Genomic DNA, 14,252 nt, shown 5'->3' with positions numbered 1-14,252 from the left:
GAGCCGGCGTCAAAAGCGTCGAGCACGGACAAAATTATCAAGGGGAGGCCTAAGGGCCTCCCTTTTTTATGCCCTGAATTTTTCATCTACCGGTCGATTACCCGCCCTGGCAGGCCTGATAGAGTGATGGCAGAACACGCCTGTGGTTCTGCTGTATTCGCTACAGGCCCATCTTGACCCCGTGAGGAACAGCATGAAGTCGTGCATCTGGCGCCTGGCCGGTGTTGGTCTGTTTTGTGTGAGTATGAGCGCCTTTGCGCAGGGTGAGCGTTATGGCCAACAGCCGTCCAATGGCGAGGAGCAGCCCACCGCCTCGCTACCGATCCAGTCACGTCCGGATGAAGTGCGTCAGACGCAGCAACCGCGGCAGGGATACTATCAGGACATTCCACGACGCAATGGCTACAACCAGCACTGGCAGGCGGGTGGTGCCGGGCAGCGACCGCATGAGGATTGGCCGGGGCGGCCTGATGGGCATGGCAATGGCTGGGGTGAAGGCCCGCAGTATCGACCGGGGCATGTGATCGATCGCTTTCCAGAGCAGTCCTGGAAAGTCCCCTACCGAGGTCATGATTACTTCTACTCAGGTGGTTACTGGTATCGACCGCAAGGGCCGCGCTATGTGGTCGTGGCACCGCCTTACGGGGCAAGGGTGACCTATTTGCCGCCCTACGCGCGCGAGGTGTGGGTTGGCAACGCGTTGCTGTTTATGGTCGCGGGTACTTATTACCAGTACCTCAACGACCGCCAGGAGTATGTGGTGGTCAATCCACCGCAGGCCAATACGGCACCTCAGGCTGAACCGAGTAACGGTTATGACGTGATTGCCTACCCGGCCGAGGGGCAGACGCCGCAGCAGATCCAGCAGGACCGCTACGAGTGTCACCGCTGGGCTGTGGAGCAGAGTGGTTTTGATCCGGCAGCGGCCAGCTACGCGCCGGCTGCCTATGTGGCTGACAACTACCGGCGTGCGCTAGGCGCGTGTCTGAGCGGGCGTGGCTACAGCGTGAACTGATTCCTGTGCTTAGTGTGGCGCCGGGTCGGCGTGTACCAGCACTTCGGCCCTGGGGAAGCGTTCGTTGATTGCCGCTGCCGCTTCTTCGCAGAGTGAATGGGCTTCGCGCAACGGCAAGTCGCCCGGCAACTCCAGATGCAACTGAACGAACCAGTGCTGTCCAGAGATGCGCGTACGCAGGTCATGAGCGCCCACGACACCTTTGACGGAACAGGCCAGCGCCAGCATTTCCTCGCTGACGTCTTCTGGTAATGCCGTGTCCATCAGGATCGCCGTGCTTTCGCGAGCGATCTGCAGTGCACTCCAGAGGATGTACAGTGCGATTCCCAGGCCGAAGTAGGCATCCAGTTGCGGCCAGCCGAACATGGCCAGCACCAGCGCCAGCAAAATACTGCCATTGAGCAGCATGTCGGAGCGGTAATGCAGCGAGTCGACGCGAATGGCCGTGGAGCCGGTGATACGGATGACGCGTGCCTGGAGCATCAACAAGGCCGCCGTCAGCACCAGCGACAACACCATCACCCCGATACCGACGCTGGTGTTGCCGAGCGGTTCTGGGGTTTCCAGCCGATGGTAGGCCTGGATGCCGATCAATACGGCACTGACCCCGATGAACAGCGCCTGAGCCATGCCGGCCAATGTTTCCGCCTTGCCGTGACCGTAGCGGTGATTGTCATCGGCAGGACGCAGGGCGTAATGCACTGCCAGCAGGTTGAGAAAGGACGACACGCTATCGAGCAGCGAGTCGGTCAAGCCTGCCAGCAGGCTGACTGACCCGCTAAGCCACCAGCCGATGGCCTTGGCCAGTACCAGAGTACAGGCCACTGCAAGCGACGCGCGGGTGGCCAGGCGCAACAACCGTTCATGTTCAGCGGCTTCACTCATGGGGTATCTATGTCCGTGGAGGGTTGTTTCAGGCAGCAGGCTTGAGGCCGTACATTGCCAGTTGCTCGACACTGCCTTTGTGCTGGATCAGGCGCGGGTCATTGAGTGGCAGGTGCTGGTTCAGCTCCTGCTGGAGGATGGCTTGCAGCTTTACCAGGTCCACTTTGCCGTCAGGCCCCAGGGCCGGTTGCAGTTTTTCCGGTGAGATCTGGGCGTGCCTGCCGCCCGGCATGTAGATAGCGCCGGTGGCAAAGTCGATGCCGAAGGCGATCAGGCCGGGGATGACAAAGAACAGGATGCCGATGGCATCCATGGCGGCAATCACCGGGTCGATCTTGCCGGAAATCTGGCCGCGTCGATCCGGGTAGAACAGGGTGCCGCAGGCCGTCAGTTGGGTCAGTAAGCAGGTGATCAGAGCACCGCCAATGAGGCGGGAAGGCATACGCATAGAAATCTCCGCAATTGAGGTTACAAAGGAGCAGGCAGTGCACCTGCAACTGCTGATCAGACCATGATAAGGCATCCTAGGTTCGCCGTTATACTCGGCCCATTGTTTGAGGGCCACCATGATTTCATTACCGATCGACAACGTACTTCCCGCTCTGCGCCAAGCGCTGGGCCAACGCCATGAAGTGGTGCTGGAGGCGCCACCGGGCGCAGGCAAGACAACCCGCGTGCCACTGGCGTTGCTGAACGAGCCTTGGCTGGCCGGGCAGCGGATCCTGATGCTTGAGCCGCGCCGCCTGGCCGCACGTGCCGCAGCGGAGCGACTGGCCAGTGAGTTGGGGGAATCGGTCGGCGAAACGGTGGGCTATCGCATTCGCCTGGACAGTAAAGTCGGCCCGCGTACGCGCATCGAAGTCGTGACAGAGGGCATCCTGACGCGGCGCCTTCAGGAAGACCCTGCCCTCGATGGCGTGGGTTTGTTGATCTTCGACGAGTTTCACGAACGGAGTCTGGATGCGGATCTGGCCTTGGCCCTCAGTCTCAATGGGCGTGACCTGCTGCGCGACGAGCCGCCGCTGAAGATCATGCTGATGTCGGCGACGCTGGAGGGCGAGCGGCTGTCGGCGTTGCTCGGTGACGCGCCGGTGGTCAGCAGCGAAGGGCGCATGTACCCGGTTGACGTGCGTTGGGGCAGGCCGTTCCAGCCCGGCGAGTTCATCGAGCCGCGCGTGGTCGATACGGTCCATCAGGCACTGGCCGACGAGCCGGGCAGCCTGCTGGTGTTCCTGCCGGGGCAGGCGGAAATTCGCCGCGTGCATGAATCGTTGCAGGCGTCGCTGGGTGGGCGGCAGGACATCCTGCTCTGCCCGCTACACGGTGAGCTCGAACTGAGTGCCCAGCGTGCAGCCATCGATGCACCCGCGCCGGGCGTGCGCAAGGTGGTATTGGCCACCAACATCGCCGAGACCAGCCTGACCATCGACGGTGTTCGGGTGGTCATTGATGCGGGGTTGGCACGGGTGCCTCGGTTCGACCCTGGCAGTGGCATGACGCGTCTGGACACCCAGCGAATTTCCCGCGCCAGTGCTACCCAACGGGCGGGCCGGGCCGGGCGTCTTGAACCTGGCGTGTGCTACCGGCTTTGGTCCGAAGCGCAACATGATCAGTTGGCGGCATACGCCAGTGCGGAAATACTCCAGGCCGATCTGGCCGGGTTGGCGCTGCAACTGACCCGCTGGGGTGTGACGCCGGGGCAATTGAGCTGGCTCGATCAACCCCCTGCGGCGGCGTATGCACAGGCCCAGGACCTGTTACTGCGGCTTGGCGCGCTCAAGCCCGGGCAACTGCTCAGCCTGACCGCTCATGGCCAGGCAATGGCTGAGTTGCCGGCGCATCCACGTATTGCGCATTTGCTATTGCGTGGCCAGGCGCTTGGGTTGGCCGAGATGGCCTGCGATGTTGCGGCCCTGCTGGGGGAGCGCGACATTCTGCGCGGTGCGGGCGCCGACCTGCATAGCCGTTTGACCCTGCTCAGTGGTGAGACCCGTGCTTCCCGTGGTGGGCAGGGTGGTGTTCAGCGCGCGCGGCAATTGGCCCGGCAGTACCGTGGCTACTTGCGAGGAAAAGCATCGAGCGCAGTGCCAGACCCTGAGCATCCTCGCTGGCTTGGCGCGTTGCTGGCCTTGGCGTATCCAGACCGTGTTGCACAGCAGCGCCGTGCCGGGGGCGCGGAGTACCGGCTGGCCAATGGGCGAGCGGCCCTGTTTGGTGAGGTCGATGCGCTGATGAAGGCCCCGTGGTTGGTGGTTGCTGATCTGGGCAGTCGTCAGGGCCAGCGTGAGGAGCGTATCTACCTGGCGGCTGAGTTCGACCCGGCGCTGTTCGATGGGGTGCTGGCCGAGCAGGTCGAGTGCCTCGATGTGCTCGACTGGGATGAGCGTGAAGGCGTGCTGCGTGCCGAGCGCCAGCGTAAGGTCGGGGAACTGATTTTGGCGCGCGAGCCGCTGACCGGCCTGGATGATGACGCCCGTGCCCGCGCATTGCTTGACCTGGTTCGGCGCAAGGGGCTGGAGTTGCTGCCGTGGACGCCGGAGTTGCGCCAATGGCAGGCCCGGGTGGCGTTGCTGCGTCAGCTGGACCTGGCCACAGGGGGCGACAGTGAATGGCCGGACCTGAGTGATGCGGCATTGTTGGCGGGCCTTGAGCAGTGGTTGCAGCCTTATCTGGGCAAGGTCACGCGCTTGAGCCATTTCGCCCAGCTCGACCTCTCTTCAATTGTCCGCAACCTGTTGCCCTGGCCGTTGCCGCAACGCCTGGACGAGTGGGCTCCGATGCACCTGAGTGTGCCGTCGGGTTCCAGCATTCGTCTGGATTACAGCGAGCATCCACCGATCCTTGCCGTGCGCCTGCAGGAGTTGTTCGGCCTGGCGGAAACGCCGCGTATTGCTCAGGGCCGCCTACAGGTCAAGCTGCACCTGCTGTCGCCTGCGCGTCGACCTGTGCAGGTCACTCAAGATCTGGCTAACTTCTGGCGCAGCACGTACAGCGAGGTCAAAAAAGACCTGAAGGGCCGTTACCCCAAGCACTATTGGCCCGATGACCCATTGGTGGCGGAAGCCACGGCGCGAGCCAAACCGCGCAAATAGTCAAGGCGCTACCGGCAGCAGCAGGCGAGCGCTCACAGGGAGGTGGTCGGAGATTTCCAGGGTGTCCTGCTGCAGCACCTGTGCGCTTAAACGCGTGAGCTTGGGGCTGTGGAACAGGTAGTCGAGGGTTCGGTCCGGAGCGCTCACATTGGGGTCGTTGGGATAATGGGTAAGCCAGCGGGCGCGATCTGCACCGCTGGCCTCGGCATTGCTGGGGATCATGGGGTACGTGTCCCAGAGCAGGTGCAGGTCGCTGTCAGCCGCGTACAACCCGCGTTGCTGGGGCGTGAGGCGCCGGTACTGTCCGAGTGGCAGCATGTTGAAATCCCCTCCAATCAACCATGCCGCGCCTTGGCGTTCCAGGCTGCCAAGTTGTTTAACCAGCGCCTGAACCTGTTGGCGCTGAACATCACTCTGCGTTTCATAGTGCGCCAGGCGGGTGTTGAGCACCGCCAATTGGCCGCCGTCACGCAGTGGCAGGTAACTGGCCAGCACCGCGTGCTGGGGCTGGAGCAGGCGACTCAGTGCATTGCTCGCGGTTGTCGGCAGTTGCAGGCGTTGAGCCTTGCTGATCGGGTAACGGCTCAGGGTTGCCAGGCTGCGGCCAACACTGCCGAAAACATGCCAGTCCGGGACAAACTCCGCTTTCCAGTCGTAGGCCTGTACCGCACACGGATAGAGGTCGACCAGGCGTTCACGCAACAACGCCAGTTGATCGTGATAGCCCGTGGCCTTGGCATTGTTGTCCAGTTCCTGGAGCAGAACGATATCGGGTTGTTCGGCACGAATCACGCGGGCTACCTCGTCGAGGTTATGCGCGAGGTCTTCAGCGGTGGGCCGTGTATCGCTGCCGCGTCCTTCGTCGTACCAGAAGACGTAGCGCTTGCCGGCCAGATACTGCACGTTCCAGGTCATGACCTTGAGTGCCTGACCAGGCACCAGCGGCGTGCTGCTGGCCGTACAACTGACGGGCAGGTCTTCGCGGGGGGCAGGTTGCCAGCTCAGGTGTGAGGCCAGCGTCCAGAGCAGGGCAATGGTCAGTAACAGCGTCAGCAGGGTATTGCGCAGTAATCGGATCATCGGCGCGGCTTGGCGGGTTCCGGGTGATCCCTGAGCATACCCTAGCTACGGGGTCTCTACCGTTGGTCAGAAAGAAATACCGTGCGGTGAAGCGAACGTGGAGTAGATTCTTTAGTCCATATCGCATCCCCGAGGGCCATTGACCTGAAAAAAGTTTCATCCTACAGGTGCATTGAATCACTGGCCGCGGCCCCTATTTTCAGTGAGTCTGTTTCTCCAGTTATCCAACGAGGTTGTTCATGAACAGCGAAGAGCAAGCCCTGATCGATGGCCTGTTTGCCAAGCTCAAGCAGGTTGAGGCCACGTCTGCGCCACGAGACGCCCAGGCTCAAGCGCGGATCGCCGAGCACCTGCAACAGCAGAGTGCGGCCCCGTACTACATGACTCAGGCAATTCTGGTTCAGGAGGCTGCCATCAAGCGCCTCGACGAACAGAACAAGCAGCTGCAAGCTGAACTCACCCAGGCGAAGGCCCAAGTCGCGGCGACGACCCAAAGCAGCGGTGGGTTTCTGTCCGGCATCTTCGGCAGCGGCACTCGACAGCCTCAACCTCAACCGGTTGCCAGTCAGCCAGTCTCGCCTCCGCCCACCAGCACTGGCGGTTGGCGCGAGCCGGCTCCGGCCAGTTCGTTCAACGCGCCGGGTGTCGCGCCGCAGCCGCAAGCGTATGCACAGCCTGCTGCTGCGCCAGCCCGTGGCGGTGCCAGCAGTTTCCTGGGTGGTGCCTTGCAAACCGCCGCTGGCGTTGCCGGTGGGGTGATGCTCGCACAAGGCATCAGCAGCCTGTTCAATCATCACTCGCAGCCTGAAACCGTTACCGAGGTGATCAAGGAAGAACCGGCACCGGCCAGCGACAGCGGCTGGGGAAGCAATGATGAGCAGCGCTTGACCGCCGACAATAGCGGTTATGGCAATGATCAGGGCGGCTTCATGGGCACCGACTACAACGACGATGGCGGCTTCTTCAGCGACGACGACTCCTACGTCTGAGCCGCGAGTACCCGCATTCGCCCTGGGGCTGGCATACTGTGCGCCGAAACGGCTGACACAGGTGGCCGGTCCCTGGGCGTAATGAGGAAGTACGGTGAAGAAAATCGCAGTGTTCGCCGATGTGCAGAACCTCTACTACACCGTGCGCCAGGCCTATGGCTGTCACTTCAACTATGCCGCGTTCTGGGCTGATGTCAGCCAACACGGGCAGATCGTCGAGGCCGTTGCCTATGCCATCGACCGTGGTGACAGCAAGCAACAGCAGTTTCAGCAGATCCTGCGCAACCTCGGTTTTACGGTCAAACTCAAGCCTTACATCCAGCGCAGCGATGGCTCGGCCAAGGGCGATTGGGATGTGGGCATCACCCTGGATGTGATGGATGCCGCCGCACGGGTTGATGAAGTGGTACTCGCCTCGGGCGATGGCGACTTCGACCTGCTGCTTGAACGCATTATCAGCCGTCATGGGGTCGAAGCGGTCGCTTATGGCGTGCCGGGGCTCACCGCCAATTCACTGATCCGCGCCGCCAGTCGCTACGTGCCCATCGAAGGCGAGTTGCTGCTCAAGCATTGAGTTCAAACCAGAGGTTCTTGTGGAACGTATCGCTGTCATCGACTTTGAAACCACCGGTATTTCTCCGGGCCCCGGTTGCCGCGCCACCGAGGTGGCCGTGGTCATGCTTGAAGACGGGCGTATTGTCGAGCGTTACCAGAGCCTGATGAATGCCGGGCTTGCGGTGCCTGCCTTTGTCGCCGGGCTGACCGGTATCACCACTGCCATGCTGCGCAGTGCGCCGCCGGTCGCCAAGGTCATGAACGAGGTCGCTGAGTTTGTGGGCGACACGCCATTGCTGGCGCACAACGCGGCCTTCGACCAGAAGTTCTGGGATTACGAGCTGGCACAGATCAACCGTCAGCGTACCCAGCACTTTGCCTGCTCGATGTTGCTGTCCCGACGCCTGCTGCCAGCCGCGCCGAACCACAAACTGGGCACCCTGACCCGCTGGGCTGGCTTGCCGGACACCGGCACCGCTCACCGGGCCATGGCCGACGCCGAGATGGCTGCCAACCTGGCTCAGCACCTGGCCGATGAGTTGCGTTTGCGCCACGGCGTGAGTGCAGTCTCGCACCCGTTGTTCTGCAGTTTGCAGAAAGTGCCCGCGGCGAAAATCGCCGAAACGCTCAAGCGCTATCGCTAGGCTTTTTTCGCCGGGTTATCCAGCTGCCCCAAGGGCACGCGCCGCTCGACCGCACTCGAGAGAATGATCGAGGTCTTGCTGAAGCCGAACTGGGCAACCCGGTTGATCAGCTCTTCCAGTTCCGGCATCGAGCCGACAGCCGCCTGCATGATCACGCAGGGATCGCCCGTGACCCGGTGGCACTCGGTGAGCTGAGGGATCTGCGTCAGCGCTTCGTAAGCCTGTTGATTGCCATGGCTGGCCAGGCGCAGTTCGATCACGCATTGGATAGGCAGGCCTATCTTGCTCATGTCGACCTTGGCTTGATAGCCGGTTATTACCCCGCTGGCTTCCAGTTTGGCCACCCGCTCGGCGACCGCCGGTGCCGACAGGTTAACCTTGCGGGCCAATTGAGCGAACGACGCGCGGCCATTTTCCAGCAGCGCGGCGAGGAGCATCCGATCGTATTTATCCATGGTGCGAGAGATCTTTTGAAAAGAAGGTTATGGGCCTGAACAACCTTTGTTTAGAAACTGTTACGGCACTATAAACAGGTTTTGTAGCTTAAGTTTAGTGGGACTGCTTTCTAAACTAATCCCCTTACTTACTCGATTTCGAGCCTGCCATGCCTGCCTCTCGTCGCTTTCCACTGTTATTGATCGGTGCCTTCCTCGCGTTGTATCTGGTCTGGGGCTCGACGTACCTGGTGATTCGCATCGGTGTGGAGTCCTGGCCGCCGTTGTTGATGGCCGGCGTGCGTTTCATGATTGCCGGTACACTGCTTTATGCGTTCCTGCGCTGGCGTGGGGTGCCCGCACCGACCTGGCCGCAATGGCGCGCGGCCGGAGCGATCGGCGTATTGCTGCTCAGTTGCGGTAACGGAGGCGTAACGGTCGCCGAGCATGCCGGGGTCGCCTCCGGGGTTGCGGCCTTGGCGGTTGCGACCGTGCCATTGTTCACACTGTTGTTTGGCCTGTTGTGGGGGCAACGCAACACGCGTCTGGAGTGGGCAGGGATTCTCCTCGGGTTGCTGGGTATCGGTTTGCTTAACCTGGGCTCGAACCTTCAGGCGAGCCCGCTGGGTGCGGCCCTGATTCTGTTTGCGGCAGCCTCCTGGGCATTTGGTTCAGTGTGGAGCAAAAGCCTGCCACTGCCTCAGGGGCCGATGGCCAGTGCGGCGGAAATGCTGGTGGGTGGCTTGGTGTTGTTGCTGGGTAGCGCACTCAGCGGTGAGCGCATGACGCAGATGCCGACCGCTGCGGGTTGGGGAGCATTGGCCTATCTGGTGTTTTTCGGCTCGATCCTGGCCTTTAGCGCGTATATGTACTTGCTCAAGCATGTGCGCCCGGCAGCGGCCACCAGCTACGCCTACGTCAACCCGGCAGTGGCGGTGCTGCTGGGCATTGTCTTTGCGGGCGAGCAGATTGGCTTCGAGGAGTGTCTGGCCATGGCGGTGATCATTGGTGCCGTCGTGCTGATTGGTGTTCCACAGTGGCGTAAGCCAAGTGCTGCCAGCGTTCCGGCTGTCGAGGTGGGCAAGGAAGCGTTTTCCAAGTAAAGGGGGCGTTGTGGCAGTTTTGACAACGGCGTGCTGCATGCCGGGGCGTCGAACAAGGTAAACTGCCGCCATTGCTGAATTCCCCTGACGGTATTGCCATGACATTCGCCAAACTTGGCCTGATTGAACCTTTGCTGCGCGCGCTTGAGCGCCTCGACTACCACTCGCCGACGCCGATTCAGGCGCAAGCCATTCCGGCAGTGCTGGCCGGGCGCGACCTGATGGCGGCCGCCCAGACCGGTACCGGCAAAACGGCCGGGTTTGCCTTGCCGCTGCTGCAGCGCCTGACGATGGAAGGTGCCAAGGTTGCCAGCAACTCGGTGCGTGCGCTGGTGCTGGTGCCGACGCGTGAACTGGCCGAGCAGGTTCACCGCAATATCCAGGACTATGCCGAACACCTGCCGCTCAGCACTTATGCGGTGTACGGCGGGGTGAGCATCAACCCGCAGATGATGAAGCTGCGCAAAGGCGTCGACCTGCTGGTTGCAACGCCTGGGCGCCTGCTGGATCTGTTCCGGCAGAATGCACTGAAGTTCAATCAGCTTCAGGCGCTGGTGCTGGATGAGGCCGATCGCATGCTTGATCTGGGCTTTTCCGAGGAGCTGCGGGCGATTTATGCCGTGTTGCCTAACCGTCGCCAGACCCTGCTGTTCTCGGCCACCTTCTCCGACGAGATTCGCCTGCTGGGCGGGCAGATGCTCAATGAACCGCTGAGCATCGAAGTCAGTCCGCGTAACGTTGCGGCAAGCACGGTCAAACAGTGGATTGTCCCTGTGGACAAGAAGCGCAAGCCAGAGTTGTTCATCCACCTGATGCGCAAGCAGCGCTGGAAGCAGGTGCTGGTGTTTGCCAAGACCCGCAATGGTGTCGATCAACTGGTGGAGCGCCTGCGCGGTCAAGGTGTGAATACCGACGGTATTCACGGCGACCGTCCACAGGCGACACGCCAGCGGGCACTGGACAGCTTCAAGGCCAACGAAATCCAGATCCTGGTGGCGACGGATGTGGCCGCCCGAGGCCTGGACATCGACGACCTGCCGCTGGTGGTGAACTTCGACCTGCCGATCGTGGCTGAAGACTACATTCACCGTATTGGCCGCACCGGTCGTGCTGGCAACACCGGTGAAGCGATCTCGCTGGTGTGTGCTGATGAAGTGCAACTGCTCTCGGCCATTGAAACCCTGACCCGCAAGACCCTGCCGCGTCACGAAGAGCCGGATTTCGCGCCAGAGCACCGGGTACCGGTGACCGACGCCAGTGGGCAGATCCTGAAAAAGCCGAAGAAACCGAAAAAGCCGAAAGAGGGTGGGGCCAAGCGCAGCCTTGGTCGTTGGCTGGACAGCGGTGAAACGCCTGCAGCTGCACCACAGGCCAAGCCTGTACGTAAGGTGCCGACCTTCAACACCGGCCCACGCAAGCGCAAGCCGTAATCGCTCGGTCATCGTGAGCGTCGGCGCTGCCGACGCTACATGTGTGGCTTATGGGTGCTTCAACCACTCCAGCATGCCCAGCCCGGCCCGACGCCCACTGGCAAAGCAGGCGGTGAGCAGATAGCCACCGGTGGGCGCTTCCCAGTCCAGCATTTCCCCCGCGCAGAACACCCCAGGTAACTGGCGCAGCATCAAGTGTTCGTCCAGCGCTTCGAAGGTCACCCCACCGGCACTGCTGATGGCTTCGTCCAGTGGGCGAGGGCGCACCAGCGTGACCGGCAGCGCTTTGATCGCGCGAGCCAGTAGCAGCGGGTCGGCAAAGGTCGTTTGGTCGGTCAGCTCGCGCAACAGGGCGGCCTTGACCCCGTCCAGGCCCAACTGGTTGTGCAGGTGCTTGGCCATTGAGCGCGATCCACGGGGCTTGGCCAGTGCGGCGGCAATGTTATCCACTGGCTTGTTGGGCAACAGATCCAATAGCAGCGTGGCATGACCGTCGCGGTTGATGGTCTCGCGGATCTGCGCCGACAAGGCATAGACCAGGCTGCCCTCAAGGCCGAGTTCAGTGACCACGCACTCGCCCAGGCGCGGTGCTTGGCCTGGCAGGCTCATGGCGATGTTTTTCAGTGGCGCACCGGCAAACTTCTCTTTCAACAGCGCGCTCCAGGCCTCGACCTCGAAGCCGCTGTTGGCCGCCTGTAGCGGTGCTGTTTCGATGCCTTGCGCTTTCAGCCAGGGCAACCAGGCGCCGTCTGATCCGAGCCGTGCCCAACTGCCGCCACCGAGTGCCAGCAACACCGCATCCGGTTTGAGCGATAGCTCACCCTGTGGGTAACTCATGCGTAAGCTGCCTTCGCTGGTCCAGCCGAGCCAGCGGTGACGGGTGTGGATAACCACACCGCTGTCGCGTAAGCGCTTGAGCCAGGCGCGTAGCAGGGGCGCGGCTTTCATGTCGCGGGGGAACACCCGGCCGGAGCTGCCGATGAAGGTCTCGATGCCCAGGCCGTGAATCCACTGGCGCAGGGCGTCTGCGTCAAAGTCGTCGAGCAGTGCCTTGATCTCGTCGGCACGCTCGGCGTAGCGCGAGGCAAAGGCCGGGTAGGGTTCTGAATGGGTAATGTTCATGCCGCCGACGCCGGCCAGCAGGAACTTGCGGCCCACCGAGGGCATGGCGTCGTAAAGGTCGACTGCAATCCCGGCCTGGCCGAGCACTTCGGCGGCCATCAGCCCAGCCGGGCCGCCCCCGATGATAGCGACGTGTGGGCGGTGCGGGTGAGAGGTCTCAGTCATGGTGGGCTGCAAGCGATTGAAAAGAGCCGGCATTCTACCTGAGGCGGGGGCCGGGAAACACTGTACAAAAAATGATCGGCATTCTACAGGCCACGCCGATCAAGGGCTGGGCTGGCTTTCACTCAGGTTATCCACAGGCGGCTCCACAGTCATTGTGGGTAAAGTACCCGGTGTGCGCTGTGGTGCAGAATGCCGTGGCGCCGTGCCAGGGCCTGGCGATCCTTGCTGTAGCCGCCGCCAATCAGGCCAACCACCGGGATATCACGCCCCAGGCAGTGGCGCAGCACGCATTCATCGCGGGCGGCAACCCCTGCGTCGGTCAGTTGCAGGTAGCCCAGGGCATCGTCCTTGTGCACATCGACCCCCGCGTCGTAAAGCACCAGGTCGGGCTGGTAGAGGGGCAGCAGGTAGTTCAGTGCATCCTCGACCACCCTCAGGTAGTCGGCATCGCCCATGCCCCGAGGTAGCGGAATGTCCCAGTCACTCTGGGCCTTGCGCGCCGGGAAATTCTGCTCGCAGTGCAGTGAAACGGTGATGGCGTCCGGTGTGTCGTGAAGGATGCGTGCGGTGCCGTCGCCCTGGTGAACATCGCAATCGAAGATCAGGACGCGATGCACGCGCCCGGCTTCCAGCAGGTAACGGCTGATCACGGCCAGGTCGTTGAAAATGCAGAATCCGGCAGGATGGTCATAATGAGCATGATGGGTCCCTCCCGCCAGGTGGCAGGCGATACCGTGCTTAAGTGCCTGTTCGGCGGCCAGCAATGAGCCGCCGACCGCCCGTACGGTTCGACGCGCGAGTGCTTCGCTCCACGGCAAGCCAAGGCGGCGCTGGTCCTCTCGGGAAAGTGCGCCGTCCATGTAGCGCGCGATGTAGTCGCGATCATGGGCCAGCGCGAGAATCTCGTTCGGGCACAGTTCGGGGCGCAGCAGTGCCTGATCGGTAGTCAGCCCACTGTCGATCAGGTGGTCGCGCAACAGACGGAACTTGTCCATCGGAAAACGGTGCTCGGCGGGAAAGTCCGGGCTGTAGTCGTCATGGTAAATCAGGGGAAGGGGCATGGCAGCTTCGCGACGAGATCAAGCCTTGATCTTGCCAGTTGTGGGGGCTGCGGTGCCAGCGTTGTACAGGCATAGCGGTAGAGAGAGGAACAGACCATGACCCCCATACTGGAGCTGGAAAGCGCGCGGCTGGTGTTGCGCCAATGGCAGGATGACGACTTGCGCGAGTTTGCTGCGATGTGTGCCGACCCCCAGGTAATGCGCTATTTCCCGGCGCCGCTGACGCGCCTGGAAAGCGCCGCGCTGATTGGGCGCCTGCGTGGTCATTTTGCGGAATACGGTTTTGGTTTGTGGGCGCTGGAGCGCAAGGACAGTGGTGCGTTTATCGGTATGACCGGCCTGCTCAACGTCAACTTCAATGCGGGCTTCGCTCCTGCGGTGGAAATCGGTTGGCGCTTGGCGCGGCGTCACTGGGGGCTAGGCTTTGCCAGTGAGGCGGCCTGGACCTGCCTACGCTGCGCGTTCGCACAGTTGGGGCTGGAGCAGGTGGTTTCATTTACCAGCGAAAGCAACCTGCCGTCGCAGAAAGTCATGCAGGCCATCGGCATGCAGGCTGACCCTGACAGCAACTTCGAGCACCCGAGAATTCCACCGGGGCATCCACTGCGCCCGCATGTTCTGTACCGGATCAATCGGACGCAATGGCAAACAACCCTGCGCGGGTGAATCACCGAACA

At 62.1% G+C, this 14,252-nt stretch carries 14 protein-coding genes; 8 read left to right on the top strand and 6 right to left on the bottom strand.

The features are described from left to right. The first annotated feature begins 193 nt into the window (after nt 1–193). A complete protein-coding gene (locus tag CS390_RS21315) occupies nt 194–1,015 on the top strand; it encodes a DUF6515 family protein (RefSeq protein ID WP_099775890.1) in 822 nt (273 codons plus the stop codon). Between the two features lie 9 nt (nt 1,016–1,024). Here the strand turns inward: CS390_RS21315 and CS390_RS21310 are convergent, their stop codons facing one another. Both CS390_RS21310 and CS390_RS21305 read right to left on the bottom strand, forming a co-directional pair. After that, nucleotides 1,025–1,900, bottom strand: coding sequence for a cation diffusion facilitator family transporter (locus CS390_RS21310; protein ID WP_099775888.1), 876 nt, complete (start codon nt 1,898–1,900; stop codon nt 1,025–1,027). Nucleotides 1,901–1,928: 28 nt separating this feature from the next. Continuing rightward, complete coding sequence (locus tag CS390_RS21305; RefSeq protein ID WP_065761251.1) at nt 1,929–2,348, bottom strand: polyribonucleotide nucleotidyltransferase; 420 nt, start codon at nt 2,346–2,348, stop codon at nt 1,929–1,931. A 118-nt stretch (nt 2,349–2,466) separates the two neighbouring features. Here CS390_RS21305 and hrpB point away from each other — a divergent pair, with 118 nt between their 5' ends. After that, on the top strand, nt 2,467–4,992 hold the full coding sequence (hrpB, locus tag CS390_RS21300; protein WP_099775886.1) for an ATP-dependent helicase HrpB: 2,526 nt from the start codon (nt 2,467–2,469) through the stop codon (nt 4,990–4,992). Here the strand turns inward: hrpB and CS390_RS21295 are convergent, their stop codons facing one another. Beyond that, a complete protein-coding gene (locus CS390_RS21295; protein WP_099775885.1) occupies nt 4,993–6,072 on the bottom strand; it encodes an endonuclease/exonuclease/phosphatase family protein in 1,080 nt (359 codons plus the stop codon). Nucleotides 6,073–6,311: 239 nt separating this feature from the next. Here CS390_RS21295 and CS390_RS21290 point away from each other — a divergent pair, with 239 nt between their 5' ends. The 3 genes from CS390_RS21290 to CS390_RS21280 all read left to right on the top strand — a co-directional run bounded on the left by CS390_RS21290 (nt 6,312) and on the right by CS390_RS21280 (nt 8,260). After that, nucleotides 6,312–7,061 carry a DUF2076 domain-containing protein gene (locus CS390_RS21290; RefSeq protein ID WP_099775883.1) on the top strand — a complete coding sequence of 250 codons (750 nt, stop codon included), beginning with the start codon at nt 6,312–6,314 and terminating at the stop codon, nt 7,059–7,061. Between the two features lie 94 nt (nt 7,062–7,155). Then, nucleotides 7,156–7,635: an NYN domain-containing protein gene (locus CS390_RS21285; RefSeq protein WP_099775881.1), complete on the top strand. Its 480-nt coding sequence runs from the start codon at nt 7,156–7,158 to the stop codon at nt 7,633–7,635. Between the two features lie 19 nt (nt 7,636–7,654). After that, nucleotides 7,655–8,260 (top strand): PolC-type DNA polymerase III, encoded by a 606-nt coding sequence (locus CS390_RS21280; protein WP_065760937.1) that lies wholly within the window; start codon nt 7,655–7,657, stop codon nt 8,258–8,260. Here the strand turns inward: CS390_RS21280 and CS390_RS21275 are convergent. Next, nucleotides 8,257–8,715: an Lrp/AsnC family transcriptional regulator gene (locus CS390_RS21275; protein ID WP_065760938.1), complete on the bottom strand. Its 459-nt coding sequence runs from the start codon at nt 8,713–8,715 to the stop codon at nt 8,257–8,259. The two genes, CS390_RS21280 and CS390_RS21275, sit on opposite strands and share 4 nt — an antisense overlap. Nucleotides 8,716–8,864: 149 nt before the next feature. Here CS390_RS21275 and yedA point away from each other — a divergent pair, with 149 nt between their 5' ends. Continuing rightward, a complete protein-coding gene (gene yedA, locus CS390_RS21270) occupies nt 8,865–9,797 on the top strand; it encodes a drug/metabolite exporter YedA (protein WP_099775879.1) in 933 nt (310 codons plus the stop codon). Nucleotides 9,798–9,895: 98 nt separating this feature from the next. Further along, nucleotides 9,896–11,227: a DEAD/DEAH box helicase gene (locus CS390_RS21265; protein ID WP_099776795.1), complete on the top strand. Its 1,332-nt coding sequence runs from the start codon at nt 9,896–9,898 to the stop codon at nt 11,225–11,227. A gap of 48 nt (nt 11,228–11,275) precedes the next feature. On the opposite strand, the gene CS390_RS21260 is transcribed toward CS390_RS21265, so the two are convergent. Beyond that, nucleotides 11,276–12,514, bottom strand: a complete 1,239-nt coding sequence (locus CS390_RS21260) for a TIGR03862 family flavoprotein (protein ID WP_256587525.1) — start codon at nt 12,512–12,514, stop codon at nt 11,276–11,278. A gap of 149 nt (nt 12,515–12,663) precedes the next feature. Continuing rightward, a complete protein-coding gene (locus CS390_RS21255; protein WP_065760940.1) occupies nt 12,664–13,575 on the bottom strand; it encodes a histone deacetylase in 912 nt (303 codons plus the stop codon). Between the two features lie 96 nt (nt 13,576–13,671). Between CS390_RS21255 and CS390_RS21250 the strand changes: the two genes are divergently transcribed. Then, entirely contained in the window at nt 13,672–14,241 is a 570-nt protein-coding gene (locus tag CS390_RS21250; RefSeq protein ID WP_065760941.1) for a GNAT family N-acetyltransferase, read from the top strand. Nucleotides 14,242–14,252: the final 11 nt, after the last annotated feature.

The sequence above is a fragment of the Pseudomonas sp. HLS-6 genome (assembly GCF_002753995.1).
In the GTDB taxonomy this organism is placed as follows: domain Bacteria; phylum Pseudomonadota; class Gammaproteobacteria; order Pseudomonadales; family Pseudomonadaceae; genus Aquipseudomonas; species Aquipseudomonas defluvii.
The sequence above is the reverse complement of the archived record's forward strand: the minus strand, read 5'-3'. Positions and strand labels throughout refer to the sequence as shown.